This window comes from Paenibacillus selenitireducens (assembly GCF_002021565.1).
Taxonomy (GTDB): domain Bacteria; phylum Bacillota; class Bacilli; order Paenibacillales; family Paenibacillaceae; genus Paenibacillus_K; species Paenibacillus_K selenitireducens.
Map to the genome: position 1 here is coordinate 1 of NZ_MSZX01000011.1, position 24,860 is coordinate 24,860.

Sequence of the window (24,860 nt, forward strand, 5' to 3'; positions counted from 1 at the left end):
STRCSSATNDATACTNTRYCHNAGCDTACCAACAACCATTCAAATGGCAGCCATCGTCGTATCTACCGTACCGATTCTGATTGTCTATCCGTTCTTGCAAAAACATTTCGCCCAAGGCGTTATGCTTGGTTCTGTTAAAGGCTAAGCAGACGTGTTCAATCCAGATTCAGGATATGGAACGGTGTTCGCCATGATATCGTTCTTGTCTATATTTCAAAAAATCTACATAGACAAAGGGGAAGTTGAACATGAGTAAGAAACGATTCAAGACGATGGCGGGTATCCTTGCCGTTGTGTTACTCGCAGGTTCGGTGATGGGGTGTACAGGTAAAAAGGAAGAAACGGCATCAAAAGAAGGAACAACAACGACAACTACACCGGAGAAAAAGCAAAAAATCAGCATGATGTACCCGCTGTACAATAATCCTCCGAAGAAAACGGAAGTATGGAAAGCGATGGAGGAAAAACTGAATATTGAATATGAACCGATGGCCATACCTTCAGCTCAATACAATGATAAACTGCTAGCATCGATTGCGGCCAACGATTTGGCTGACATTACCCATTACACGGGATTTCCCGACCCTAAGTTCACGATGTATGCCAAGCAAGGAGCTTTTCTGCAATTAGACGAACTCATTAAAGATACGAAATATATCAAAGATATACCGCAAGAAATGTGGGACTATATCAAAATTAATGGGAAGATATATGGCATTCCGCGTCCAGGATACCCAGCCCGAGCCGTTCTTGTGCGTAAGGACTGGTTGGACAACCTAGGCTTGTCCATCCCTAAAACGTTGGACGAATTTTACGATGTAGCCGTGAAGTTTGCCAAAGAAGATCCCGATCAAAATGGAAAAGACGATACGGTGGGCATGCTCTTAGATCAAACCATTGGCTGGAATCTTGATCCGATCTATATGGCTTTCGATACCGGAAATGGTTGGAGAAAAATGGAAGATAATACCTTGATGAACGCAGTGATTACCCCTCAGCGGAAAGAGGCGCTTACATGGTTGAATAAATTGTATAAGGCTGGCGGTATCGATCAAAATTTCACGATTATGAAAGGTAATCAAACGTGGGAAAAGCTTGAAAGCGGTAAAGCGGGACTGTTTTTTGCTGGGCATACGAATGATTATAATCGTTTTGTCGCCAGCTTAAAAAAAGTGGATCCGAAAGCCGAATTAATTATGATTAGACCCCCTGTTGGACCAACCGGCGCAACCGGTTATCCGGGCGGTACTGGATTCTTCGGACAGTTCGTCCTTCCGAGTCAGATCGATAAGGATAAGGCGAAAAAAGCAATTGAATTGCTGGATTGGGAAATGAGCCCAGAAGGCAATGATCTCAAGAAGATGGGTATCGAAGGCGTTCATCATACTAAAAATGCTGACGGTACAATTACCATGATTGGCGATAAGTATAGTGAAGAAGGTATCACCAATCTGATATGGCAAATTCCTAACGAACCGATGGGTGAAATTTCATTGAACTCACCGGCTGAGATTGTAGAAGCGCAGCGGCAAAATATGACGGGTCTTAAAGAACTGGATGTGGTAAGCCCTGCGGTTACCTATATTCCTTCCGACGCCGTCTCAGAGAAATTGGGTGAACTTGATAAAATTCAAAGAGAAATAGCGGTTAAACTCATAATCGGCACAGAGCCGATTGAAGCATTTGATAAGTTCGTTGAAGAATGGAAAGCCAAAGGCGGGGCCGAACTGACAAAAGAAGTAAACGAATGGTATAAGAATCAAAATAAATAAATCATATGTATTTATATATCCCAAAACCCTAAAAGCGAAGTGCTTCTAGGGTTTAGGATCATCGTCAACAAGATCAATAATATCCCGAATATCTTGGATATTTAGAGCCTCTGCAATTCTCACAATATGACTGAAATTAATATTCTCCCGCTTGCCGTTGGATAATTCACTTAATGCAGCATGCCTTACATCGGATAATCTGGATAACTCCCGCAAGGAAATTTGATGTTGTTTCGTGAGCTCAGATATTTTAACGACTACTTTTTTGGACATCTTCAGTTTACCTTTCGAGCAATTATGCTAAGTTATTGACTATACGCAATAACGTACCATATAATATTTTTATATATGGTACGCATATACGTACCAAGAGTGGGGTGGTAGATATGGAAGATATCTTTACCAAATACGAAGAAGCTGTCCAAGAAGAGAACATTCTCATTCAAAGAATCGGACTCTGCAAAGAAATTATTGACTTTATTCTAGAGTATATCTCCAAAAATGCAGTTTCTATTCACATGCATACGGCAGAGGATATTGTTACTGCCATCCATAGGATAGGGCAAGATCTAGATACCGAATTACTTCATTTGCAGTTAGAGATGGGATTCCTCGAATGTGAGATTAAAAGTGTAAGGGCACAGGAGTGCCTCTAGAGGGGATTTCCAAGGAGTTCTAAATAAGAGACTGGAATCCGTCAAGGTTGAAGCCCACCCCAATAGAGGATGGGCTTATTTTGTTTAAACCTTGTTGGAACTCTATATAGTAGACTATCAGAAGTATAAAGATTCGATCCAAGCGTTTATTGTTGAAAATACATAAAAATGCTTGCCGCTAAGAATAGAAAGAAGCGGGACAGTGCAGGATAACAACAATACTGTTGAATCGTGTCGCATGATGCTGTGATGTTGTTGTAGAGCTTGAAGCAAAAATGGTACAATTAAACAAGCTTACCATGTATATAGACTAGCGAATAAGGGAGAGTGATCCGAATGTTAAGTGAGAAGCTGCTCGCGAAGTTGAACGATCAAATGAATTATGAATTTTATTCTTCTCAGGTGTATTTGGCCATGGCGGCGTATTGTTCGTCAGAGAGCTTTGATGGATTTGCGAATTTTTTCATCATGCAGTCGGAAGAAGAGAAGTTCCATGGAATGAAAATATTCCATTTTATAAATGCATTAGGCAAACGCGCTATTGTTAGCGGCATGGAGCATCCTCAGAATGAATACAGTTCCTTGTTGGACGCATTTGAGCATTCCTTCGAGCATGAGAAAACGGTGACCAAACGAATCTATGAATTGTCGGATATCGCGTGGGATGAGCGGGAGCATGCAACAATTAATTTCCTCAAGTGGTTTATTGATGAGCAAGTGGAAGAGGAAGCAACCTTCGATAGCATTATTCAGAAGCTGCGCCGCATCGATAATGACAGCAATGCGTTCTATATGCTCGATTCCGAGTTGGGTAAGCGCACGTTCACGCCACCATCAAGCGAAGCTTAAGCGTACACGATCAAGAAGCTGTTTTCCCGAGGGAAGGCAGCTTTTTTTTTGCGAATGGCATCACAGGGGAGGTTACTTCATGTTAATAAGAGAGATCGAGGAAAAAGATAATGAACAAGTAGAGTTCCTTATTCGAACTTGTTTGGTGGAATTTGGGGCGAATACGGACGTGAAAGTGTAATCAGTTGATTGCACTTTTTTAATGCGGATAGTATAATTTATTTGTGGGGGTGAATGATATAGATGACGACGGCGGAATTTCTACGGCAAGCGAAAGCACTCGTTTCTGGTGGACGTACTTATTTTTCCAAGCGTAACGATTATGATACTGTTCAAGCTCTTTTTGATTTAGGTATTGAAGACAGGAAAGGAGCTTGGAGGGAGATCATGAAGTTAAAGCCAACTGACCTATACAAACCGCCTGAACTTGATCGTAGAGGGTCCGGGGAATTGGTCTGGTTCTTTAGGAAAGAACTTAACGGAAAGATCGCATACATAAAATTAACCATAGATCAAAATATGTGTATGTGTATCTCGTTTCATCCAGAAGGATATACACAAAATTAAATACATAAGGAAGACGGGATTTCTCGGAAGTCTCGTCCCCCACTTTATATAAATAAATTCCGATCCTTAGTAGGAGGAAATAGTTATGAATATAATGAACTATTGTGAATCTTGTCGTGCAGAGCATACGTATACCATAAAAAAGGAACTTCAGGTATTGAGATTTAGGGGACAGGATATTGAGTTTGAACGAAGAATAGCTTTTTGTAACAATTGTGGTTCACTAATTGATGTTGAAGAATTGGAAAACGAAACAATGGCTAATGTAGCACGAATTTATTCCGAAAAGTATGGTATGACATCACTTGAGATCCAGAACGTTAGGCAACAATTTAAAATAGGTGTAAGGCCCTTTGCTAAGTTGTTGAATATTGGGCCTGCGAGTGTAACTAGATATGAATCCGGAAGTCTACCGCAAGCGAGCCATTTAGAGATTTATAGGCGACTGCAGCAACATCCACATGTTATATTAGAATTCTTCAACAGAAATAAAGGTTCACTATCTAGTAGAGAATTAAAAATGGTCGAAACAGCACTTGATGCAGGGACAATAGCTGAAAACTCAATTCAAACAGATGAACAAATTATTGAATCCATATATAAACCTTATGAAGCAACAGATTTGGCGGGCTATAATGATTTTTCCTTAGAAAAGTTCATTAATATGATTTTATATTTTACGACAAATGGTGTTTTGAAGACAAAGCTTATGAAATTATTGTGGTATAGTGATTTTTTGTATTTCAAACGACAAACAATATCGATAACGGGTGCAGCTTATATTAAGTATCCTTATGGTCCGGTACTAAAGGATCATGATATAGCTTTAGCTCATTTACAACATATGAATGTGATAGAAGTTGATGAACGTACGAATGACGATGGCTGGACTATGATGATGATTAAAGCTTCTGAGCCCTTTGATTCAACCAATTTTACTGAAGATGAATTAGAGACAATGCGGGAAATTGAAGAACATTTTAAACATTATGGTTCCCGAAAAATTAGTGAATATGCACATAATGAATTGGGATGGTTAAAAACAGAAGAAAAACAACCCATTAGTTATAAATATGCCGAAGAATTGCGAGAGCTCAATTAAAAATTTATGGAGAGCAGATCACGATAAGTGGTCTGTTTTTTCATAATAGCACGCCTAGCAAGGCACAACTAGACGGTGAAAGTCCGGTAGAGGTAAGAGCCAATTCACCACGTAACGGTGAACTCGCGGCCATACAATGACAACATCATGAGGGAGGTTTACCGCATGTTAATAAGAGAGATCGAGGAAAAAGATAATGAACAAGTAGAGTTCCTTATTCGAACTTGTTTGGTGGAATTTGGGGCGAATAAGCCAGGGACGGCTTGGGCTGATCCGACATTAGGAGATTTTTATAATTTGTATAGAAATGAAGGTTCTAAATATTGGGTTGTTGAGGATAATAAAAAAATAGTAGCTGGTTGTGGTGTTGGACCGATTCAAGGCTGGCCGCATATTTGTGAATTGCAAAAGATGTATGCCTTAAAAGAAATACGAGGCACAGGATTTTCAAGCGAGTTGCTGCGAATTGCCCTAGATTTTGCAAAAAAGCATTATGAAAAATGTTATCTTGAAACGCTTAGCAATATGGTCGCAGCCAATAAGTTTTACCTTAAGAATGGGTTCATTCCATTAGACAAGCCATTAAATGCAACAGAACATTTTGCTTGTGATGTATGGTACATTAAAACGTTATAATGAAATTAGAGATGTATTGGCGGAAAATAGTAAAGAGGGGCGAACCCCTCTTTTTTGTATTTTATTATGCTTTATTTTCTGTACAGGGTTGACTATGATCCGGCAACAACGAGCCGACAATCAAAGACAACGTTTGCCTGTATGTTGCATGCGCTGATTGTACGTCTCCTAAGTGTCCTCCCATGTAAAGATGAATGACGCCATGGAGCGAGGCCCAGAATATGCGGATAACTGAAACAGTGTCATACTGGCCGGGAATGAGACCTTGCTTCTGAGCATTGCTGATCACCGTCGTTAATTGCAGCATGGCAGTTTCGGTACCATTTAGGCTTTCCTCATCCGGTTTGAAATCTGCGAAAGCGCCTCCGAACATCAGTTTAAAATAACTAGAGTAACGTTGACTGAATTGCCAAAAGGTTTCGCCTAAATTCAGCAAGCACTGTGCCGGATCAGAAGCTTGCGGCGTCTCCTCAAATTCGTTAGCGAGAAGCTTACAACCCTCCAGATACAACTGCTGAGCCAAACCCTCTTTATTGACAAACAAGCTATAAATAATTTTTGTCGAGCAATCCATTTTCTGCGCTACTTTACGCACCGTAACGGCTTCCGGGCCCTCATCTTGCAAGAGTGTTGCCGCAGCATCAACAACGAGCTTCCGGAGATTTTCAGTATTTTGCAAGCGAACTTCTTGGTAGGTTTTCAAATTTCGTGAGTTCACATTGGAGGAAATATCTTGGCCGCTCATCGTCATCACCTTCGTTGTTTTCGTCAGGAAACAAAGTTTCTGACTCTCTTATAGGAATTTTATTCAGTTGTCCGGCAGTTGTCAAATGTGACGTTGGATGTTCAAAGTTCATATTGACTTTCTAGAAAAGCGTGGTTACAATGAAATTTATCAGAAACACTGTTACCAAACAATACGATGATTCTTAATTTCTTGAGGATTTCGGATTCTTCTAAGCACATGGCAACAGTGTTTCTATAACAAAACACAGTACCTAAAAGGAGAGTATCATTATGAATATTCAAGGAAAATGGGCGCTTATCACGGGAGCTTCTTCCGGTATTGGAGAGCAATTCGCGAGACAATTGGCTAAACAAGGCAGCCATCTGGTACTCGTGGCCCGATCGAAGGGCAAGCTTGAGAGCCTGGCATCAGAACTTAGAAAGATGTATGGAATCCAAGCCGAGGTTATCTCTATGGATCTTTCGAAAGAGGGTGCTCCCAGCGAGTTATATCAGCAATGTCAACTTTTGAAAGTGGATATCGAACTGCTGGTCAACAATGCGGGCTTTGCTACACATGGTTTGTTTGAACAAGTGTCAGGTGAACGTCAACATGAAGAAGTGATGCTCAATGTCGCCGCTGTTGTAGATATGACCCACTTATTCTTGCCGGGCATGTTGCGCAATAGCTCAGGTGCAGTTATCAATGTTGCTTCAACCGCCGGATTTCAACCGCTTCCCTATATGGCCGTATATGGGGCGACAAAAGCTTTCGTCTTGTCGTTTACTCAAGCATTATGGTGGGAAAACCGCGACCGCGGCATACAATTCTTTGCACTTTGTCCCGGTGCGACGGATACCAGTTTCTTTGATGTCGTAGGAACGGAAGAAGCCTCCGTCGGAAAGAAAGACACACCGGAAAGAGTCGTAGAAGTTGCACTTCGTGCATTGAAGGAAGGGAAACTGTATGTTGTTCCCGGTATGCAGAACTATATGGGGGCGCAGTTAGCGCGGTTCATTACACGAAAGCAAGGTCTTAAGCTTGTTGGAGGCATGCTTCGTCCGCGCAACGGGTCCAGTAAAAATAATAATCCGGGTAATCAATCTGATCTTGCGGGGAGAACAATACGATGAAAGCTAAAATGAATCGAGCGATTGCCCATCATCATTTACATCCCGTCATTTCGGTAAAATCGTCGTACAAATCTAAAATTCTCGCTTACATTACAAAGGAGGCGCTCTAATGCCCAATACAACTGTAAATCCCGATAAAGCTTCTAAAGGTCTGAATCACCCGAAACGCTCAGTACGTAAAATAGTACGCAGATTGGGTTTGTCGCTGCTTGCAGTACTCCTCCTTGGCGTGCTTGTGTTCTTGCTTGTGCCTTCTCCCGTCGCACCGGCTAAATGGATCGCACCAGCAGCACCCTCGTTCCAAGAAGCTGGTCCGTGGAAACAGAACAACAAACTCAGCTCGGCTGAGCTTGTTACGGATGCCGCCCATTTCCCGGAATTTATTACCTTTGATAAGGAAGGCCAGCTATATGCAGGAGATTCCGATGGGAAGATCTACAAGGTTCCTTTTGATGCAGCAGGCAATCCGCAACAGGCCCAAATATTTGCAGACACCAAAGGAACGCCTAATGGGCTTAAATTTGACGCAAGTGGAAATTTGATCGTTACGGATATTCAGAGAGGGCTGCTGTCTATAGATCCATCCGGGAACATAGAGGTCCTGGCCGATCATGTTAACGGCGGACCGATTTACTTGGCCAACGAGCATGATATTGCTCAGGACGGCTCGATTTATTTCTCCGACACCTCTAACTATGGTCGCGTGATGTTCAAAGAAATGGCGGAGAACAAGCCGCATGGACGACTGCTGAAGTATGATCCAAAGACCAAACAGACGACAGTACTGTTAGATCATCTTTATTTTGCCAACGGGGTAGCCTTGTCTGCGGATGAAGATTTTGTACTTGTGGCGGAATCGTATCATTACCAGTTGACAAGATACTGGCTCAAGGGTCCAAAGAAGGGGACATCTGATATTTTTGCGGACAACATTGCAGGCTTTCCGGACAATATTACACGTGACGAGCAAGGCCATTTCTGGGTTGGGATCTTCACGACTCGTCTTGCTTTTGTAGATCAGATGCATAGTAATCCTTGGCTAGCCGGCAACATGGCCAAAATACCGCAGGCGTTGCTAAACGGGGCGAGCGCACCGGTGAAGCACGGGCTTGTGGCGGAATACAGCCCGCAGGGGGAACTGATGGACAGCTGGCATGATCCCGACGGTTCATTGTATGGCATAACCACGGCTGTAAGCCATAATGAATATTTATATATTGGAACGGCGCCGGGCGGCAGCCAAGGCGTGCATCGCGTGGCTTTAACAAAATAATGTTGGAATCAAGGAGGCTACGTAATGGAACATTTAATTGGAATATAGTTTTAATAGTTCTTGCATTTGTAAGCTATTTTTATTGTTCACATGAACAAAGTAGGGTAATTGCCATTTTTGTGTTGCTATAGCTTGTTTACTAGTCGGGGTATCCCAACTAGGGTAAACTCGGATTGCCATTTTTCCTTTTGCAGTAGCTGTTTTAAGGATATTTTGTTGTACAAGAACTTCTTTTGGGAAAACGAATTGTCCAAAATCATGAGTATTATTCGTAAAGGTATGAATAACCAATAAATCAGTAGCATTTTCATATGAAAATGCTTGATTTTTATGATCTAAATCTTTTTCCCAAAAGGCAACAAACTGTCCCATCTTGGTAGGTGTTATTTTTGCAACTCTAAATCTAACCGATTTCGAATTTAGCTGAAATATCCCGGCTCCATAATCTGAATTTTGAGGTTCCTCTCGAATGGTTTTTATGGTTAAGTGATTAGGTTCATAAAAAATTTCATTTACATAGGTTAACGCCTTATTAAAATTATTCATTGTTGTACCCCTCATTTTTATACTACGAAATACAATACCTTCTTAAATAGAATAGGCTAATCTTAAAATGTCGTCAAAACATTGAAAAATATGAATCAGGCTCCAGACTTTTGATACAATAAGAAATAAACCATATAGAAACGATGTTGATGATGAAAATTGAATTTGGACAAGAGAGTATCGAATTTCATGTTGAATACGGACCTCGAAAAAAGATTTCGATTCATATCGATCCGACGGGTCTGATTACGGTGAAAGCTCCGAATAATACGATTGACGAAGTCGTGATAAGCGCTGTGAAGCAGCAGGGGGAAAAGATCTTAAACCAATTACATGCGATTGCGAAATCTCGTGAAACCCCAAAGGTAAGAGAATATGAAGATCAAGGCAAGTTCCTTCATCTGGGAAAATATCATTTTCTTCAGGAGTTAATCGAGACGAAAGAGTTGACGGAAGAAGAACTGAAGCGTGATCTGAAAAAGTTTTATTTCTCCAGCTGTAAGAAGGTTGTTGGGGAACGAATCCAAATCTATCAGAAGCAATTAAAAGTAAAACCCAAAACCATTGAAATCGTGGAGTCTAGAACGAAGTGGGGAAGCTGCAGCTCGGATAAACATCTAACCTTTAACTATCGTCTAGCGATGGCCCCAATCGAAGTGATTGATTATGTGATCATCCATGAATTGTGTCATCTTACGCATATGAATCATGATCGTTCCTTCTGGAGACGGGTAGGCAGCGTGATGCCGGATTATAAAGCAAAGGAAGAATTCTTGGCTAGGTATGGGCAGGCGATGACATTATAATACTTAGAAGGCGGTTATGAAAGGAGCAATTATGGACGGAAACAAAATCACGTATGAATCCATAGATCATTATATTTCAACCTTTCCACCGGAAATCCAGGAAATCCTTGAATCGATTAGAGCTGTCATCCGAGAGGCGGCACCCGAAGCGACGGAAAAGATAAGCTATCAAATGCCGACTTTTGCGCTGCATGGAAATTTGGTGCATTTTGCAGCTTTTAAGCATCATATTGGCTTTTACCCAACGTCAAGTGGAATCCAAGCATTTGAACATGAAATATCGGGATATAAAAGCTCAAAAGGGGCCGTTCAATTTCCTATAGACAAGCCAATGCCTTATGAATTAATAATCAGGATCGTGAAATATCGAGTGGCAGAGAATATCGAAAAAGCAGAACGGAAATTGAAAAAGAAGAAGTGATTAGCATGTGATTGCCTTCAAACGTAGACGGTGAACTTGTAAATAAAATTTACATCATCGTCTTTTTTATTTGGATACGTTGTACCAGCATGGGCAGAGGGTTGCGTTTGAGCTCTTAAATAAAGCTTGCAGGTGACGTAACGTCACCGAATATAATAGAAATCACGAGAGGAGGACGAGTGCTTGAAGCCGGAGGAACACCACTACGTAACAACGGGCCAACTCGCGCAGCGAACGGGGATGACGCTGAGAACGCTTCGCTACTATGACAAGATCGGTTTGCTAAAGCCGTCACAATACGACCATTCCGTCCGCCTCTACAGTAAAGAAGATGTGGCACGGCTGCAAAAGATCCAAATGCTTAAGTTCATCGGGTTATCCCTGGATGAGATCAGACAATTCATCCAAGACGACAGCACTCCCGAACAAGACCTGGGAAGTTCATTGAAGATGCAAAAAGAAATCATCCAATACAAAATCGCTCAAATGCAGTACGTATCCAAAGCCATTGAAGAAGCGCTGGGGATGGTGGATGAACAGGGACAGGAAGTAGATTGGGAAGGTTTAGTGGACATGATGCAAACGATACATAAGGAAAAGGACTGGAGTGAGCAGTACCATAATGCGGTTCGGCTGCAGGCGAGAATACGGCTGTACGATCAGTTTAGTTGGAATAAGATCGGATGGCACCCGTGGTTCTTTGAGCATCTGGGCTCGCTTCCCCATCTAAAGGTACTGGAGCTCGGCTGCGGTGATGCGGCCTTATGGAGGAGGAATGCGAATCTCATTCCAGAAACCTGGAGCATTACGCTTACGGATCTGTCGGCAGGGATGCTTGAGCAGGCGCGGATGAGTTTGGGTGCGAACAGCGAGCGGTTCAAATTCCTCGTTGCAGACGCGCAGGCGATTCCTTTCCACGACAACGAGTTCGATATCGTGATAGCTAATCACATGCTGTATCATGTGCTCGATATTAACCGGGCTGTATCAGAGATGCACCGTGTGCTGAAGCCGGACGGCTGCGTGTACGCTTCAACGATGAGCACAAGTCATTTGCAAGAAATCGAGCAGCTGACCCAAGCTTTCGATCCGCATATTCAGGTGCTTGACCCTGTGATGGAACGCTTCCAACTCGATAACGGGAGAGAAATACTGCAGGCTTCGTTCACGGAGATCGAACAGATCCGGTATGAGGATTACATGCTGATTGACGAGGTGCAGCCGCTCATCCAATACATGACGTCAACGCCGATGAACGCGAGGAAGATTCTTGTTGGCGAGAAGCTCGACCAATTCACAACGTATTTGCGGGGCAAGATAGCGGAACAAGGGAGTCTCTACATCACGAAGGATTCGGGATTCTTTTTGGCTAGAAAAATGCAAGAGGATAAGGAGAAATACTTATGAGACCGAACATTGAAATCGTGAATGAAGAGATTTTATCGAACAATTGGTACGTGTTAAAAAAAATGACCTTCAAGTATCAAAAGCGCGACGGCAGCTGGGAAACGCAAGCTAGAGAAGCGTATGACCGCGGCAACGGCGCTGTGATTCTATTGTATAACCGGGAAAAGCAAACCGTAATTCTGACCCGGCAATTTCGAATGCCGACTTATATGAACGGAAATGAAACCGGGCTGCTTATCGAGGCTTGCGCAGGGCTGCTGGACCAGGACTCGCCGGAGGATTGCATTCGCCGTGAGACGGAAGAGGAAACCGGATACCGAGTAACCAACGTTCACAAGGTTGGGGAGGCTTATATGTCCCCGGGATCGGTTACGGAAATATTATATTTCTTCGTAGCAGAATATACGCCACATATGCATACGGGCGAGGGCGGAGGTGTAGACAAAGAACAGGAAGAGATCGAAGTGCTGGAGCTGCCCTTCGGGCAAGCGCTGAACATGGTGGAGAACGGTGAAATCCGGGATGCGAAAACGATTATGCTGCTGCAATATGCCCAGCTGAACGGGTTGCTTCATCCTGTGAGCAAGCCTCAGCATATCCTCATAGCGGGGCCTTATCGTTCCAATACGGGAGATGATCCGGTGCGAATCGAGGCCAATATGCGGCTGATGAATGAAGCGGCCCTACGCGTGTATGAGATGGGGCATCTGCCGGTTCTCGGCGAATGGTACGCCCTGCCGCTCATGGAAACGGCCGGATCGCGCCGGATCGGAGATGAGATATTCGAGCGTATGTTTCACCCATCGGCCGTTCGGCTGTTATCCCATTGCGACGCGGTTCTTAGAGTAGGAGGACCGTCCAAGGGTGCCGATGAAATGGTAAGTACTGCGGAGGCTAAGGGGAAAAGGGTATACCGCGATTTCGATGAAATTCCAGTTCTAGCTTAGGCAGTCGTCGCGCCAACAAAACGCGATGATCTGAACGGCTTGTGAAAATGTGAAAACCTCTTGAAAATAAAGGCCCTCTACATTGTTCACTTGTTTCTATGTATTCTTGGTGGAAACATCAACAAAAGTAGCCCCAAACTAGAACAATACAGTTTGGGGCTGCTTTTCTGCTTTGAATCTACCGCTTAATGATCAGAAACCCTCTATTACAATTTTTCCAATAGAGGTTCCGGAAATCCTCCCTCACCCAAGGCAACATCAATCAACTTTATTCATGCCCGTTCTATACATTTTTTCTGCTTCAATAGGACTTTCTTTTGCCGTCACATGGTGCGGAATTACCCGGCAAACTTGAACCGGCCCACCGAATACAGCCGACCTATACTTTTCCACATGCTGCTTGGGCAAGGGCCGGTTATAATAGCCAGGTACATATTTATTGATCATTTCCTGAAGTACATGGGTGGCTTCATCCAAATCTGTGATCGGCTCTGCTTTTCCAAATATCATGACGCTCATATAAGCCGTATCCGTTCTGGCAGGAACCGGATCCGTAATGGTTCCGTATTCCTCACATACCGTAAAACATACCTCTGGATTATTACTCATGACCTGATTACGTCTACCATCTCCAGCCCCGTGAAAATAGAGCTTCCCCTCAGTCCATACATAATTAAGCGGTACAACATAAGGCAGGTTCCCATCAACCAACCCAAGATACCCAATTCTGGCTTGGTGCAGGAAACTTTCGATTTTCTCTTGATCCTGGCATTCCCTGATCTTGTAACGAACTGAATCCATTTCAAAATCTCTCCTTTTCACACATAAGATATTCATCCATTCCACATGCTCTTAATCCCAATACTCTTCTAGAATGCGGCAACGACCTTGTTGCAAATGCCAGCATTATTAAGGTAGTATAGCAGTGAATGGATTGTGCATAAATATCCAAACATCACGGTTTCGGGCAATCCATAATTCATATTTGGTTGAAGCTTCTATTTGGAGGTGTGCACGATGATGAAAGTAAATCGTAATGATAAGAGACCGATCTGGCAGCAATTGCTTGATCAGGCGATTCATAATATTACTAGCGGAATCTGGGCGCCAGGAGAATTGCTGATTCCTTCCCGCGAACTTGCTCACATGGTAGGCGTCTCTCGGTCAACAATACAGATCGTCTATGAGGAATTGCTAAGTCGAGGTTATACGGTTACATCTCGCCGAGGAGGAACGCGAGTTAGTAAATGGAAGCAAGTCACTGAGTCAACGAAGGAAATCATAACAGATGGCCCCATCCCCCCGTCACTTCCCTTGTTGAACTCGGCAGTCGATCAATTACATGACTGGTTCAGAGGCAAAGAACAGCGAAAAGTGGAAATTGATTTTAGTCCCCATGAACCCTATTTGGATGGACAATTTCAAAAGAACTGGCGACAATCGCTTCTTCGCGCATCCGCTGAAATGGATTTATCAAGCTGGGCTTACGGGAATCCCTATGGTTTCACACCATTACGGGAGCAAATTCAGCGTTACTTATCACTTGAACGAGGTATTCATATCCAAACAAATCAGATTCTGTTGACCTCGGGAGCGCAGCACAGCATTGACTTAATCGCACAATCGCTTTTATCTGATGGGGACACTGTCTCTGTAGAAGATCCCGGTTTTCCAGCTGCCTGGATGGCGATGAAATATCGGCGTATGAACGTGGTGCCCGTTCCCGTCGACGAGTATGGTCTTGTGGTTGAGTGTATTCACCCACAATCCAAACTGACCTTTGTGACCCCTTCGCACCAGTGCGCGGTCGGGGTCGTTATGTCGGAGCCGCGTAGGCAACAATTGCTGCATAAGGCCGTTCAAGAACAATCTTGGATCATTGAGGACGATTATGATAGTGAATTTCGATATCGTGGGGAGCCGCTTCCAACGCTGATTAGCCAGGAACCTAATAATACCTTGTACCTCATGAGTTTTTCGAAAATGATAGCTCCAGGCATTCGTATTTCGGCTATCGTTGGATCTGTCGAGGCAATTGCTCAATTAGCTAGGGTACAGGAGCTGACTTACCGTCATCTTCCGATTATGGATCAGCTAACACTAACTCACTTCATCAAGAATGGGCATTTTATGCGCCATATGAGAAGAGTCAGAAATGTGTACCGACGAAGACACGAAGCCATGACAAAGGCTATTATGGCTAGTGGCTTAGGGGAGCGATTCACGCTAAGTGGAGTAGAAACGGGATTGCATATGTTACTTGAAGCTGAAGAGTCATACGACGAAGAAACGGTGACAGAGTTAGCCCTTCAAAAGGGAATACGTGTGTATCCTCTAGGACCTTATTGTTTGGAAAGCAAAAGAAAGGGATGGGTGCTGGGGTTTGCAAAAGTAGATGAAGCATCGATTGAGCAGGGGATTCATCGTCTCGCGGAGTTGATCTTATAAAATATTGAGGTTTAATAAAAGATGAGGGGGCGTGTTATGCCAAAAAACGATAATATGCTGGCCATTCTATGGATGCTGAATTCGGGCGGGAAAATGACTGCAAAACAAATATCCGAAAAGTTAGAAATAAATATAAGGACAGTTTATCGGTATATTGATGCACTATGTGCCAGTGGAGTGCCTATAATATCCGACACAGGTCATCATGGCGGATATAGCTTGCTGAATAATTTTATCAGAGCACCTCTGCTATTTGATATGGAAGAAAAAAAGGCACTCCTTCATGCTGCTGTTTTTGCAAAAGAAGCCGGATACCCTTTGAGTGAGGCATTAGACAATGCGACTTCAAAATTGAAAATGTATTCGAATCAAGAGCAGGAAAGTATACTTAGCCGTCAATTAGCCGGATTTGAAGTTATAAACCGCATGGGCGACCCTTCTGTTCAGCCGGAATTGGCGGAATTGGAGCAGGCTGTAGCACACGAATTCTCTGTAGAAATTGATTATCGCACAAGCCGTGAAGAACAACCTAAGAATAGGGTGATAGACCCCTATGGAATCGTTTATTGGAACAATAAATGGTATGTTGTTGCATTTTGCCACCTAAGGAATGAGATCCGCAGCTTTCGGACAGATCGGATTCTACAAATCAAGCGTACTCAAATTCTATTTAAGCGTCCCGAAGCTTTTTCGGCCCGTGAATTTTTTATGCAAAATCTGTTACCTAATTTAGTGGGCAAGGACGGGTTAATTTCTTTAATTATCGGAGGCAGGTCAGAGGCATTGGATGACTTATGCCTGCATTGGTTTTTGGGGCATCATCTGAAAGAGCGGACATCCAATCAAGCCATCTTTTTACTTGAGGAAAAATCAATTCATATATATGTCCCTTATTTTCTCCTATCCTACGGGAAATCCATTCAAGTCATCGAACCACAGAGTTTGAAGGAAAAACTTGTTGCTGTTGCGTCGGAGTTAATGGAATATTATCAACTTTAATAGCTTCACTGACAGTAGATGTCAGTGAAGCTATTTTATAATGATGATAATCATGGATTACCGATGGATGGTTGGTATCACTTGATGAATTGAAAATAAGGAGAACTTGCAAATGAGTAATACGGTATATCTTTATGTGTTTGACACGATGGCAGACTGGGAAATAGGTTGCTTAACGGCCGAACTGAACTCGGGAAGATATTATAAAAAGGGGCTGGCCCCATCAAAAATAGTGACCGTGGGAATTGAAAAGACTCCTGTAACTACAATGGGCGGATTGAAAATATTGCCTGACATCAAACTGGATGAGTGCAGCATTGCAAGCACAGATACATTGATTTTACCCGGTGGAGATACATGGACAGAAACAATTCACCAACCCATCTTAAAAATCGCCCAGAGGTGTGTAAAGGAAGGGATATTGGTTGCAGCGATTTGTGGTGCTACAATGGCACTTGCCCAGACAGGATTGCTGGATTCACGTTGGCATACAAGCAATGATCTGGAATACCTTAAAATGACCTGTCCCACGTACACGGGCGAAAAGTATTACAAAATGGAGTCTGCTGTAACTGATGGAAAACTGATCACTGCATCTGGAATAGCTCCGTTGGAATTTTCTGTACACGTCTTGAAAGCTCTGGGTGTGTTTTCTTCAAAAACATTAGATGCCTGGTATGGTCTTCATAAGACGCATGAATCCAAGTATTTCTATGAGTTGATGAATTCAATCCAATGAAGGTATAAGCATAAAATTGATAGGTTATGATCATTTAAAGGAGGAGTAACAATGAATGAAAGCAGAGAATATATGGGAGTGTCAGGTAAATATACAAAGAATGGAACACCCAACGGCTGTACATCTATTACCCCATTTATAACAGTGAAGAATCCTTCTGAGGCAATAGAGTTCTATAAAACTGTTTTCAATGCAAGGGTTAAGGATATTACTGAGTATCCTGATGGAAATGGGGATAAAATAATTGCTCATGCGGAATTAGATTTTGGAAATGGTTTTTTGCAGCTGGGAGCAGCGAATCCGGCATATAACTTGGTCTTGCCGCCAGATGAAGACAATGCGTGTTATTCTTTAGGAATTTATGTAATTCATGTTGATCAGGTAATTGAAAATGCGGTAGCAAGAGGAGCAAAAGTAAGGGAACCGGTTATAAGTTTTGTTTCAGGTGATCGATTCGGAAGTATATTGGATCCTTTTGGAGTAAGATGGTCTATTATGACTAGGATTGAGGATTTGTCAGAAGAAGAGAGTAGTCGGAGGGTTGCTGAATGGGCCAAAAGTTTTAGTGGGGAATAAATGCAATAACTGTTCAGAACGAAGGCTGGAGCCATTCTAATGGAAATGGTATGCCAACGGATATGCATGACTCCATTCAGAATTTCGAGTGTTTGGCGATTTTTTTTTGGAGAAAAATCTATAATTTCTAGTGTCTTGATAGAACTCCAGAGCATCGCGTTACACGATAAAAAAAGTAATCGCCTTGTCCTTAAACAAAAGGGCAAGGCGATTATTATGCTTCGGTCCAACTCCTCTTTATAAAGCGGTCAGTTTAAACCCCATTGAGAGCATGTTCTTGGCAATCTCGCGAGTTTTCTTGCGCTCTCCATAGTTCAAACCTAAGTCACTCATAGCATGATGGAGACTAAAGATAAAAAAGCATTATATTATAAAGCCACCAATCACAAGAACGTTGCACCTACGTCGCGTCAATCATCACATTTTCAAAGTCATCTGCATCATTGAATACTTGAAACTAAAATATTGACAGTTACATTCAAAATGCATATACTACTAAATGAAAGTTAATACCAAAATGGGAAAGGGTGCTTTATTAATGAAATCGCAATTTCGACAAAGATGGTGGGTACTGGCTTCGCTTGCGTTTGGGATTCTTGCTGTCGGACTGGACATGACGATTTTAAATTTGGCTTTGCCGATTTTAGCCAAAGATATTCAAGCAACAAATGCCGAGCTTCAATGGTTTGCCAACGGTTATAATCTTGTTTTTGCTGCAATGCTGCTACCGATGGGGATGCTGGGGGATAGAATAGGGCGCAAGAAGATGCTTCTTGTCGGATTGCTCCTTTTTGGTGCAGCCTCTCTTGCGTGCGCGTATGCCGCATCGCCATGGGAACTCATAACAGCGCGTGTCTTTCTTGGCTTAGGTGCCTCCTTGATCGTGCCTTTGTCCATGGCTATTATTCCAGTGATGTTTTCGGAAAAGGAAAGGCCAAAAGCAATTGCAGTTTGGATGATGGCCAATGCGGTCGGAATACCGCTTGGTCCTATACTTGGGGGTTGGCTCCTTAACCACTATTGGTGGGGTTCTGTGTTTATCATCAATCTTCCACTAGTTATTGCAGCAATATTGGCAGTATCCTTCCTTTTGCCTGAAACACGGAGCGAGGAACATCGCCCTATCGATTTACGGGGGGTGTTGATTTCTAGCACGGGGTTGATAGTTTTAACGTATGGTGTTATTGAAGCGGGTGAAAGAGGTTGGGCCAATGCATTTTCAATAATTGGAGTACTTGCGGGCTTGCTTCTTTTAATGTGCTTTGTTGTCTATCAGACCCGAACCACTCATCCTTTGGTTGATCCATCGTTATTTCGATCTCGAAGTTTTACAGGCGGAACACTAATTGGTTCTATCATCTCTTTTGCACTATTCGGCGTATTGTTCGCTTTGCCTCAATATCTTCAGGTCGTGTTAGAAGTAGACGCGTTGAGCGCCGGTTTGAGACTTTTGCCGCTAGTGATCGGGCTATTGATTGGAACGCCAATATCCGATGCTCTGCAGTCGCGCTTCGGGACCAGGACGGCGATTATCTTCGGATCCGTACTGCTTGGAATTGGGTTGGCAATTGGGAGTGCCACAGATATATCGACCGGATATGGCTTTGCTTCCATTTGGATTTCTGCAGTTGGACTTGGCATTGGATTAGCACTTCCGGCTGCGATGGATGAAGCGATTTCGGCACTTACACCCGAAAGAAGCGGTGTAGGATCGGCACTTCTTATGGCTATGAGACAGGTTGGAGGAACGTTGGGGGTTGCACTTCTAGGGGCTATTTTGAACGCTGGTTATCGCAATCATCTAAACATGGAAGACTGGCCTGTAGAAGCAACTGAAATTGCGCAGCGAAATGTGTCTGCTGGTATGATGGCTGCGCGTCAAATCGGTTCAGATTCTCTTGTTCATTCCGTTAAAACATCTTTTGTCGGCGGCATGGACAATATGTTATGGGGATGTGTAGGAGCTGTGGTTGTTGGTATTGTTTTTACCTTAAGTTTTTTAAAAGTACGTCCAGTAGATAGTGAAAACTCCAGGACGAGTCTTGAAGCTAAGGAATAGTTTAGTTGTGTCATATCAATTGCGGACCAAAAGTTTATACATGATGAATAACGTTGTAGCTGTAAGCAGCGTTATGGCAGCTGGTCTGTTGATTATTCTCGGATTTATGGGAATAGGTTACGCGCTAACGTCTTGGCTTACTTCCGAACGCGGTGCGATATCGCAAGGAATCGGAATTTTGTTTCTCATTTTTGATCTGAGATCAGTGAGAGTTGATGGTTTATGAACTTGAGTGTAAGTTGACATTGACTCTAATTTAGATGAAAATAACCTTGAAGTCACAGTTTCGAGTTTGATTGGACTTGGTTAGGAGTGTGATAGAATGTCTGAAGGTACGAAACAAAAAGTCGGATTGCGTGAGAGAAAAAAAGCGAAAACGATGGCCAATGTTCAGATGCATGCATTAAGCCTTTTTAGAGAAAAAGGTTATCATGCAACAACGGTTGATCAAATTGCTGAAGCTGCAGAAATCTCTCCGAGTACATTTTTTCGTTATTTTGCAACAAAAGAGGACGTGGTATTAACCGACAATTATGATCCTCTTCTTGTCGCTGCACTTGAAAACCAACCGGCGGAGTTGAGTCCACTACAGGCCGTTCGGAATGCAATGATATCGGAAATTATCGAGATGACTGACGATGAGTGGGAAACAACACGTCAGCGAAATCAACTGATCATGACGGTCCCGGAGCTGCGCGCGGCAGCGCTGAATAATTACACTAAGTTTATGCAACTGTTAACACAGATTGTCGCCAAACGAGTAGGTAGCCATTCTGAGGATCTGGCAGTACGAACCTTTGCCGGGGTGATCGTTGGGGTAAATATATCGTTAATGGAATATAGTGCTGAGGTTACCAAATCAGAGTTTTCTAAATTATTGGATGAAGCTTTAGAAGTAGTGGAGAAAGGCCTGCTCATAGGATAAAACCCGTGAAGCTCAATTCTTCGTCTTGCTCTCTTAATGTGTGATGTGTACTTCTCGATCGAATGGGGCAGCGTAATCGACAAGTGTGGGAGAGCGCATCGCTGGCAGCAATGAGGTCAGGGGTTCAAACCCCCTTGGCCCCCCAGGTATTCAAAATATGGAAAATATTCTTTGACATGAGACAGATCTGTCTGTATCATAATAAACAAAGAGACAGATCTGTCTCTCACATTTTAAAGAAACATCTTGGTTGTTGTCAATCAGCTACGGTGTCAAGAAATGGAGTGTGATTCGATGTCCCCTGTAATCAAATCTGGCTTTTCCAGCGTCCATCAGCAATAGCAAGCAATCCAGCCCGCTCAGTTGATCATCACAGGCTACACATTGGCTTTTGCCGTCGCCCTTATTGCGGGAGGTCGACTTGGGTTAGAGAGCGATTTTCTTTTTCAGCGTAATGATCGGCTTCAGACATTTATCCTTACGAAAATTGAGGTGTCAATCCATGAATCAAAAGTTACACGCAGAAGAAAGCGTGAAGAATGAGAGAATTATACGCTATGTTTTGTTAGCGAATGGTTTCTCTACGGGGGCATTGGGGCTCATTTTGATCTTCTTCTCACATTTCGTGGCAACCTTAACGGGCCTGGATCATTCATCTGCGCTAGTCGAAGTGGGGATTTTTCTTGTAGTTTTTGTAGTCTTTGTTTTTTGGACGGTAAAACTGAAATTCATTCCACCTAGGTTTGTGCTTATCTTTTCTGTGGTGGACTTTCTCTGGGTAATTGGGAGCGTTTATCTGATTGTGACGGATGGAACCTTGTTTATGATGACGTTGATGGGAATATGGGCTGTTAGTCTTGTGGCACTCGTAGTTGGTGTATTTGCCATATTCGAGTTTAATTATTGGTGGGTAAACAGGTCACTGAATAGAGCCTCAGATTGATTTGGTTGTGCTTTAATTTATAATGAATTAGTAATACCCCCACATCCTATTTGTGGGGGTTTTTTGTATTGATGACTATCAGGTTAAAAAAGTACCTTATTCAGGTGGGGAAAATTCTAATTTAGGTTCTCGTTTGAACGGCTAGCCCACTAAAAGAAATCGGACCAACAACATCAGCTCTGGCATTTGCGGTTAGGTTTTCTGCGGTTACGGTGTAGACATGATTACCTGATTTTACATTACTATCGATCGCTTGAAATGTGATAGCGTAGTTTTGTTCAGAAGCAGCTGATTCAATACCTTGTTGTGTATTGAAAATCTCTATTCCGTCACGGAAGATTCTGAAGAGGATTTGAGCAATAGCGGTAACTCCCTGGACACCAATAGTTGCTACTAGTTCAACCCGATTAGGTTGAGCATTCACAGCGGGTATTCTTATTCGAATGGTTGCTAGGCGAGACCTAGCCGGTGAACGTCTGATAATGAATGACGTCGCTAAGTTGAATTTACGACGTGGCTGAACGGCAGCTTTATCGAGAATACGTACCAAAAAATCATCTCCTCTTGTTTGATATTCTCAAAGTATGTTGGGCAAAAGGAGAGTGATTGGACGATTGATCAATAAATGAGATGTGTCAATTAATTCTCGAGTAAATTTTTCAAAATTGGTATAATTGGGTAAGGTCCATAATGGTTTAGAGAGGAAGTGTAAGCATGACGATAGCTCCGGATAAAAATAAGCTATATCCAAATGAAAACATAAGAACCGTTTGTTACATTAAAAATCTACCAAGCAGGCCAAATGTTGAGATTGGCGATTATACATATTACAGCGATAATACAAACTCACCAGAGAATTTCTATGACCATATTCAGCATCATTATGAATTTTTAGGTGATAAGCTGATTATCGGAAAGTTCTGTGCTATAGCTGAAGGGGTTACTTTTATTATGAATGGTGCTAATCATCGGATGGATGGTTTTACCACATATCCTTTCAATATTTTCGCTGGAGGTTGGGAAAAGGTCACGCCAACGAAAGAGGAGTTGCCTTTCAAAGGTGATACTTTGATTGGCAATGATGTATGGCTGGGCCAAAATGTCACGATTATGCCGGGAGTACAAATTGGTGACGGTGCAATTGTTGCTTCGAACTCAACGGTTGTAAAAAACGTTGAACCCTATACGATTGTTGGCGGTAATCCTGCAAATGTGATTAAGAAGCGTTTCAGTGATGAGATGATTACGTTATTGTTGGAGCTTCAATGGTGGAACTGGGATGAGAAAAAGATATTTGAAAATCTTGAGCAATTAGTATCGGTTAACGATATGGCCACACTCAAGAAGCTATTGAATGAAGAGTAAAGAATAAGCAAAAGGGTTCGAGAATCTATAAAAGATTCTCGAACTCTCAGGCTGTCGAGAAATCCCCGTTTTTTTGGAGAGCACGTAAAAAAGTGCCTTCATTCTAAACAAGCAAGTTTTCCTCGATTTTTTTCATCACAGATGAGTCTTGTTATTCATCTATCATGGGAATTCACGTACCTAAAATGGATTTATCCAACATAGCTTCACTACCAACACTAAAACGCGCACCTATACTGGACGTTTCCAATATAGAGGGGGGAAATCAGCATTTTAGAGGCATTTTCAGCACATTCTATTGGATTTATCCAGTATAGCGTGCGAAATCGCACTGAAGACGGCGAAGTTAGTGGATTTATCCAATATAGCACCACCACAAGTACTTTTTCCCCACCTGTACTGGATTTTAATAACATAGTAAACTGCATTCATCTTCATCATTGAAATAGATCGTTTTAAATTGATTTTTCTTCTACGAAACGAGATCACCCAAAAAAATAAAGTGCCGAAAAGTCCTCTGGACTTTATTCGGCTTATGGCTGCCTAATAGTGAGTATGATGCCGATGATAGACCATGCCTCGAATTCTGCATGAATGATCCATTTACTGATAAGGAAGGGAAATGCAAAGTCGATTTATACATACCGATCAAGAAGAGAATATAAAAAAATGACGAAGGAAAATCATTTAGCTTAAAGATATTCCAATAAAAAAGAAAATATGGAGCGATGTGGAATGAACTTAGAAGCAGCTTTTGAGCGGTTTCCTAACTTAAAGTCAGATGATTTCGTATTGAAAAAGATTGAAGATCATCATCTTGACGGCATTTTTGAAATCTATAACAATGACAACGTGTTTGAATACTGCGGCATTATACCCAAACATAATAAAGATACTGTGAAAAACATGATAGGGCATTTCGAGAGAGATTATAATAAAAGGTCAAGGGTTAAGTGGGGGATATTCGCCAATAATGATGTCGATCAGTTACTTGGAATTATTGAAGCCTTCGATTTCAATCAAAAAGTGAATATGGTGACCATAGGCTACTTTTTGGCGGAATCCCATTGGGGAAAAGGTGTTGCTACTGAAGCGGTGAAAATATTGCTCGAATTTTTGCTTATGGATGTCAATATAAACAGAATTCAGGCAGCAGTGATGCCTTTGAATGAGAATTCAAAGAAGGTATTGCTGAAGAATGGCTTCATCAAAGAAGGAATGTTAAGACAAGCAGCACTATGGGCAGGTAAAGGAATTGTCGATTTAGAAATGTACAGTATATTAAGAGAAGATTATATAAAATAATCGAGAAAGAGATCATGGAGCAAAAATGACATTGGAAGAGAAAATGAACAACCAATTTTAATAACATCGTATTCCCGCTGTGGAGTCATATCCACTACTCATTTAAGCTCGAATAAACCATATCATTGGATTAAGGGGATTCTTATGGAAATACAATATGTTACAGAACTACCGACAAATGATAGCATATATGAGCTGTACGAGAATCTTGATTGGAATAAATATTTAGGACTAGATAAAGATCAGCTGCTGACCGCCATGAAACAAAGCTGGTACGTTATTTATGCATATCATGGAAACCGCCTAATCGGTACTGGAAGAATAGTATCGGATGGGATCATCAATGCTTACTTATGCGGCCTAGGGATTCACTCTGATTATAGAAGTAAAGGGATTGGAACTGAAATTACCCGGTTACTGGTGGAGCATTGTAAAAGAGACAACTTGCATCTACAATTTTTTTGTGAAGAAGAGTTAGTGTCGTACTATGAAAATATGAACTTTAAAGTTTTTGCAGTTGGAATGAAAATGGCTTAAATCCATTATCTTTTCGTCAATACTGAAATATCTATTCGTACCCAAGCGGACATAACGCTTGGGCTTTTATTTTTTTAAAATGCTCTGTTAAAGCTCTTTGGAAATTTTTTTCTTTTGCGAAG

Annotated in this window: 29 protein-coding genes and 1 tRNA gene; 25 read left to right on the forward strand and 5 right to left on the reverse strand. The window is 42.2% G+C overall.

Features of this window, described 5'->3' with window-relative positions:
* The first annotated feature begins 248 nt into the window (after positions 1–248).
* Positions 249–1,772, forward strand: coding sequence for an extracellular solute-binding protein (locus tag BVG16_RS23875; RefSeq protein ID WP_233147157.1), 1,524 nt, complete (start codon positions 249–251; stop codon positions 1,770–1,772).
* A 45-nt stretch (positions 1,773–1,817) separates the two neighbouring features.
* Here BVG16_RS23875 and BVG16_RS23880 read toward each other — a convergent pair whose 3' ends face one another.
* Entirely contained in the window at positions 1,818–2,045 is a 228-nt protein-coding gene (locus BVG16_RS23880) for a helix-turn-helix domain-containing protein (RefSeq protein ID WP_078501721.1), read from the reverse strand.
* A 113-nt stretch (positions 2,046–2,158) separates the two neighbouring features.
* On the opposite strand from BVG16_RS23880, the gene BVG16_RS23885 reads away from it, so the two are divergent.
* The 5 genes from BVG16_RS23885 (at position 2,159) to BVG16_RS23905 (ending at position 5,582) form a co-directional block, all read left to right on the forward strand.
* On the forward strand, positions 2,159–2,428 hold the full coding sequence (locus tag BVG16_RS23885; RefSeq protein ID WP_078501722.1) for a hypothetical protein: 270 nt from the start codon (positions 2,159–2,161) through the stop codon (positions 2,426–2,428).
* A gap of 336 nt (positions 2,429–2,764) precedes the next feature.
* Positions 2,765–3,277, forward strand: coding sequence for a ferritin (locus BVG16_RS23890; RefSeq protein ID WP_078501723.1), 513 nt, complete (start codon positions 2,765–2,767; stop codon positions 3,275–3,277).
* A gap of 243 nt (positions 3,278–3,520) precedes the next feature.
* Positions 3,521–3,844, forward strand: coding sequence for a type II toxin-antitoxin system MqsR family toxin (locus BVG16_RS23895; protein WP_078501724.1), 324 nt, complete (start codon positions 3,521–3,523; stop codon positions 3,842–3,844).
* Between the two features lie 85 nt (positions 3,845–3,929).
* Positions 3,930–4,946 (forward strand): type II TA system antitoxin MqsA family protein, encoded by a 1,017-nt coding sequence (locus BVG16_RS23900; RefSeq protein WP_078501725.1) that lies wholly within the window; start codon positions 3,930–3,932, stop codon positions 4,944–4,946.
* A 165-nt stretch (positions 4,947–5,111) separates the two neighbouring features.
* Complete coding sequence (locus BVG16_RS23905; RefSeq protein WP_078501726.1) at positions 5,112–5,582, forward strand: GNAT family N-acetyltransferase; 471 nt, start codon at positions 5,112–5,114, stop codon at positions 5,580–5,582.
* A gap of 64 nt (positions 5,583–5,646) precedes the next feature.
* Here the strand turns inward: BVG16_RS23905 and BVG16_RS23910 are convergent, their stop codons facing one another.
* On the reverse strand, positions 5,647–6,327 hold the full coding sequence (locus BVG16_RS23910; protein ID WP_078501727.1) for a TetR/AcrR family transcriptional regulator: 681 nt from the start codon (positions 6,325–6,327) through the stop codon (positions 5,647–5,649).
* A 272-nt stretch (positions 6,328–6,599) separates the two neighbouring features.
* Between BVG16_RS23910 and BVG16_RS23915 the strand changes: the two genes are divergently transcribed.
* Entirely contained in the window at positions 6,600–7,442 is an 843-nt protein-coding gene (locus tag BVG16_RS23915) for an SDR family NAD(P)-dependent oxidoreductase (RefSeq protein WP_078501728.1), read from the forward strand.
* A 109-nt stretch (positions 7,443–7,551) separates the two neighbouring features.
* On the forward strand, positions 7,552–8,715 hold the full coding sequence (locus BVG16_RS23920) for an SMP-30/gluconolactonase/LRE family protein (RefSeq protein ID WP_078501729.1): 1,164 nt from the start codon (positions 7,552–7,554) through the stop codon (positions 8,713–8,715).
* Positions 8,716–8,748: 33 nt separating this feature from the next.
* Here the strand turns inward: BVG16_RS23920 and BVG16_RS23925 are convergent, their stop codons facing one another.
* Positions 8,749–9,261, reverse strand: coding sequence for a MepB family protein (locus BVG16_RS23925; protein WP_078501730.1), 513 nt, complete (start codon positions 9,259–9,261; stop codon positions 8,749–8,751).
* Positions 9,262–9,413: 152 nt separating this feature from the next.
* Between BVG16_RS23925 and BVG16_RS23930 the strand changes: the two genes are divergently transcribed.
* The 4 genes from BVG16_RS23930 to nudK all read left to right on the forward strand — a co-directional run bounded on the left by BVG16_RS23930 (position 9,414) and on the right by nudK (position 12,842).
* Positions 9,414–10,067 carry a M48 family metallopeptidase gene (locus tag BVG16_RS23930; protein ID WP_078501903.1) on the forward strand — a complete coding sequence of 218 codons (654 nt, stop codon included), beginning with the start codon at positions 9,414–9,416 and terminating at the stop codon, positions 10,065–10,067.
* 31 nt (positions 10,068–10,098) lie between these two features.
* Complete coding sequence (locus BVG16_RS23935) at positions 10,099–10,488, forward strand: iron chaperone (protein ID WP_078501904.1); 390 nt, start codon at positions 10,099–10,101, stop codon at positions 10,486–10,488.
* Positions 10,489–10,671: 183 nt separating this feature from the next.
* The gene (locus BVG16_RS23940; RefSeq protein WP_233147158.1) at positions 10,672–11,895 is read left to right on the forward strand and encodes a MerR family transcriptional regulator; all 1,224 of its coding nucleotides are present in this window, start codon (positions 10,672–10,674) and stop codon (positions 11,893–11,895) included.
* Positions 11,892–12,842, forward strand: a complete 951-nt coding sequence (gene nudK, locus BVG16_RS23945) for a GDP-mannose pyrophosphatase NudK (RefSeq protein WP_078501731.1) — start codon at positions 11,892–11,894, stop codon at positions 12,840–12,842. The genes BVG16_RS23940 and nudK overlap by 4 nt, the downstream gene beginning before the upstream one ends.
* A gap of 258 nt (positions 12,843–13,100) precedes the next feature.
* On the opposite strand, the gene BVG16_RS23950 is transcribed toward nudK, so the two are convergent.
* The gene (locus tag BVG16_RS23950) at positions 13,101–13,643 is read right to left on the reverse strand and encodes a pyridoxamine 5'-phosphate oxidase family protein (RefSeq protein ID WP_078501732.1); all 543 of its coding nucleotides are present in this window, start codon (positions 13,641–13,643) and stop codon (positions 13,101–13,103) included.
* A gap of 216 nt (positions 13,644–13,859) precedes the next feature.
* On the opposite strand from BVG16_RS23950, the gene pdxR reads away from it, so the two are divergent.
* The 9 genes from pdxR (at position 13,860) to BVG16_RS23995 (ending at position 21,531) form a co-directional block, all read left to right on the forward strand.
* On the forward strand, positions 13,860–15,290 hold the full coding sequence (pdxR, locus tag BVG16_RS23955) for a MocR-like pyridoxine biosynthesis transcription factor PdxR (RefSeq protein ID WP_078501733.1): 1,431 nt from the start codon (positions 13,860–13,862) through the stop codon (positions 15,288–15,290).
* A gap of 36 nt (positions 15,291–15,326) precedes the next feature.
* Positions 15,327–16,289: a helix-turn-helix transcriptional regulator gene (locus BVG16_RS23960; RefSeq protein WP_078501734.1), complete on the forward strand. Its 963-nt coding sequence runs from the start codon at positions 15,327–15,329 to the stop codon at positions 16,287–16,289.
* Between the two features lie 112 nt (positions 16,290–16,401).
* Positions 16,402–17,028 (forward strand): type 1 glutamine amidotransferase family protein, encoded by a 627-nt coding sequence (locus tag BVG16_RS23965; RefSeq protein WP_078501735.1) that lies wholly within the window; start codon positions 16,402–16,404, stop codon positions 17,026–17,028.
* Between the two features lie 51 nt (positions 17,029–17,079).
* Positions 17,080–17,604 (forward strand): VOC family protein, encoded by a 525-nt coding sequence (locus BVG16_RS23970; RefSeq protein ID WP_078501736.1) that lies wholly within the window; start codon positions 17,080–17,082, stop codon positions 17,602–17,604.
* A 538-nt stretch (positions 17,605–18,142) separates the two neighbouring features.
* Positions 18,143–19,663, forward strand: a complete 1,521-nt coding sequence (locus tag BVG16_RS23975; protein WP_078501737.1) for an MFS transporter — start codon at positions 18,143–18,145, stop codon at positions 19,661–19,663.
* A gap of 7 nt (positions 19,664–19,670) precedes the next feature.
* The gene (locus BVG16_RS23980; RefSeq protein ID WP_078501738.1) at positions 19,671–19,889 is read left to right on the forward strand and encodes a hypothetical protein; all 219 of its coding nucleotides are present in this window, start codon (positions 19,671–19,673) and stop codon (positions 19,887–19,889) included.
* Between the two features lie 96 nt (positions 19,890–19,985).
* Positions 19,986–20,588, forward strand: coding sequence for an acyl-CoA-like ligand-binding transcription factor (locus tag BVG16_RS23985; RefSeq protein ID WP_078501739.1), 603 nt, complete (start codon positions 19,986–19,988; stop codon positions 20,586–20,588).
* 64 nt (positions 20,589–20,652) lie between these two features.
* A tRNA-Ala gene (locus tag BVG16_RS23990) sits at positions 20,653–20,731 on the forward strand.
* Between the two features lie 359 nt (positions 20,732–21,090).
* Complete coding sequence (locus BVG16_RS23995; RefSeq protein ID WP_078501740.1) at positions 21,091–21,531, forward strand: hypothetical protein; 441 nt, start codon at positions 21,091–21,093, stop codon at positions 21,529–21,531.
* Between the two features lie 121 nt (positions 21,532–21,652).
* Here the strand turns inward: BVG16_RS23995 and BVG16_RS24000 are convergent, their stop codons facing one another.
* Positions 21,653–22,081 (reverse strand): exosporium protein C, encoded by a 429-nt coding sequence (locus tag BVG16_RS24000; protein WP_078501741.1) that lies wholly within the window; start codon positions 22,079–22,081, stop codon positions 21,653–21,655.
* Positions 22,082–22,245: 164 nt separating this feature from the next.
* Here BVG16_RS24000 and BVG16_RS24005 point away from each other — a divergent pair, with 164 nt between their 5' ends.
* The 4 genes from BVG16_RS24005 (at position 22,246) to BVG16_RS24020 (ending at position 24,738) form a co-directional block, all read left to right on the forward strand.
* The gene (locus BVG16_RS24005) at positions 22,246–22,896 is read left to right on the forward strand and encodes a Vat family streptogramin A O-acetyltransferase (RefSeq protein WP_078501742.1); all 651 of its coding nucleotides are present in this window, start codon (positions 22,246–22,248) and stop codon (positions 22,894–22,896) included.
* Positions 22,897–23,393: 497 nt separating this feature from the next.
* Positions 23,394–23,561, forward strand: coding sequence for a GyrI-like domain-containing protein (locus BVG16_RS24010; protein WP_269845615.1), 168 nt, complete (start codon positions 23,394–23,396; stop codon positions 23,559–23,561).
* A 70-nt stretch (positions 23,562–23,631) separates the two neighbouring features.
* Entirely contained in the window at positions 23,632–24,201 is a 570-nt protein-coding gene (locus tag BVG16_RS24015; RefSeq protein WP_078501743.1) for a GNAT family N-acetyltransferase, read from the forward strand.
* A gap of 144 nt (positions 24,202–24,345) precedes the next feature.
* Complete coding sequence (locus BVG16_RS24020; RefSeq protein ID WP_078501744.1) at positions 24,346–24,738, forward strand: GNAT family N-acetyltransferase; 393 nt, start codon at positions 24,346–24,348, stop codon at positions 24,736–24,738.
* Positions 24,739–24,860 lie beyond the last annotated feature (122 nt).

Excerpts from the sequence above, each read along its gene's own strand:
- BVG16_RS23880 (WP_078501721.1), bottom strand. The coding sequence starts at position 2,045 with ATGTCCAAAAAAGTAGTCGTTAAAATATCTGAGCTCACGAAACAACAT.
- BVG16_RS23895 (WP_078501724.1), top strand. The coding sequence starts at position 3,521 with ATGACGACGGCGGAATTTCTACGGCAAGCGAAAGCACTCGTTTCTGGT.
- BVG16_RS23905 (WP_078501726.1), top strand. The coding sequence starts at position 5,112 with ATGTTAATAAGAGAGATCGAGGAAAAAGATAATGAACAAGTAGAGTTC.
- BVG16_RS23985 (WP_078501739.1), top strand. The coding sequence starts at position 19,986 with ATGTCTGAAGGTACGAAACAAAAAGTCGGATTGCGTGAGAGAAAAAAA.
- BVG16_RS23975 (WP_078501737.1), top strand. The coding sequence starts at position 18,143 with ATGAAATCGCAATTTCGACAAAGATGGTGGGTACTGGCTTCGCTTGCG.
- BVG16_RS23935 (WP_078501904.1), top strand. The coding sequence starts at position 10,099 with ATGGACGGAAACAAAATCACGTATGAATCCATAGATCATTATATTTCA.
- BVG16_RS23900 (WP_078501725.1), top strand. The coding sequence starts at position 3,930 with ATGAATATAATGAACTATTGTGAATCTTGTCGTGCAGAGCATACGTAT.
- BVG16_RS23920 (WP_078501729.1), top strand. The coding sequence starts at position 7,552 with ATGCCCAATACAACTGTAAATCCCGATAAAGCTTCTAAAGGTCTGAAT.
- BVG16_RS23875 (WP_233147157.1), top strand. The coding sequence starts at position 249 with ATGAGTAAGAAACGATTCAAGACGATGGCGGGTATCCTTGCCGTTGTG.
- BVG16_RS23930 (WP_078501903.1), top strand. The coding sequence starts at position 9,414 with ATGAAAATTGAATTTGGACAAGAGAGTATCGAATTTCATGTTGAATAC.
- nudK (WP_078501731.1), top strand. The coding sequence starts at position 11,892 with ATGAGACCGAACATTGAAATCGTGAATGAAGAGATTTTATCGAACAAT.
- BVG16_RS23970 (WP_078501736.1), top strand. The coding sequence starts at position 17,080 with ATGAATGAAAGCAGAGAATATATGGGAGTGTCAGGTAAATATACAAAG.
- BVG16_RS23965 (WP_078501735.1), top strand. The coding sequence starts at position 16,402 with ATGAGTAATACGGTATATCTTTATGTGTTTGACACGATGGCAGACTGG.
- BVG16_RS24015 (WP_078501743.1), top strand. The coding sequence starts at position 23,632 with ATGAACTTAGAAGCAGCTTTTGAGCGGTTTCCTAACTTAAAGTCAGAT.
- BVG16_RS24020 (WP_078501744.1), top strand. The coding sequence starts at position 24,346 with ATGGAAATACAATATGTTACAGAACTACCGACAAATGATAGCATATAT.
- BVG16_RS23960 (WP_078501734.1), top strand. The coding sequence starts at position 15,327 with ATGCCAAAAAACGATAATATGCTGGCCATTCTATGGATGCTGAATTCG.
- BVG16_RS23890 (WP_078501723.1), top strand. The coding sequence starts at position 2,765 with ATGTTAAGTGAGAAGCTGCTCGCGAAGTTGAACGATCAAATGAATTAT.
- BVG16_RS23925 (WP_078501730.1), bottom strand. The coding sequence starts at position 9,261 with ATGAATAATTTTAATAAGGCGTTAACCTATGTAAATGAAATTTTTTAT.
- BVG16_RS23950 (WP_078501732.1), bottom strand. The coding sequence starts at position 13,643 with ATGGATTCAGTTCGTTACAAGATCAGGGAATGCCAGGATCAAGAGAAA.
- BVG16_RS23995 (WP_078501740.1), top strand. The coding sequence starts at position 21,091 with ATGAATCAAAAGTTACACGCAGAAGAAAGCGTGAAGAATGAGAGAATT.
- pdxR (WP_078501733.1), top strand. The coding sequence starts at position 13,860 with ATGATGAAAGTAAATCGTAATGATAAGAGACCGATCTGGCAGCAATTG.
- BVG16_RS23915 (WP_078501728.1), top strand. The coding sequence starts at position 6,600 with ATGAATATTCAAGGAAAATGGGCGCTTATCACGGGAGCTTCTTCCGGT.
- BVG16_RS24005 (WP_078501742.1), top strand. The coding sequence starts at position 22,246 with ATGACGATAGCTCCGGATAAAAATAAGCTATATCCAAATGAAAACATA.
- BVG16_RS23885 (WP_078501722.1), top strand. The coding sequence starts at position 2,159 with ATGGAAGATATCTTTACCAAATACGAAGAAGCTGTCCAAGAAGAGAAC.
- BVG16_RS23910 (WP_078501727.1), bottom strand. The coding sequence starts at position 6,327 with ATGAGCGGCCAAGATATTTCCTCCAATGTGAACTCACGAAATTTGAAA.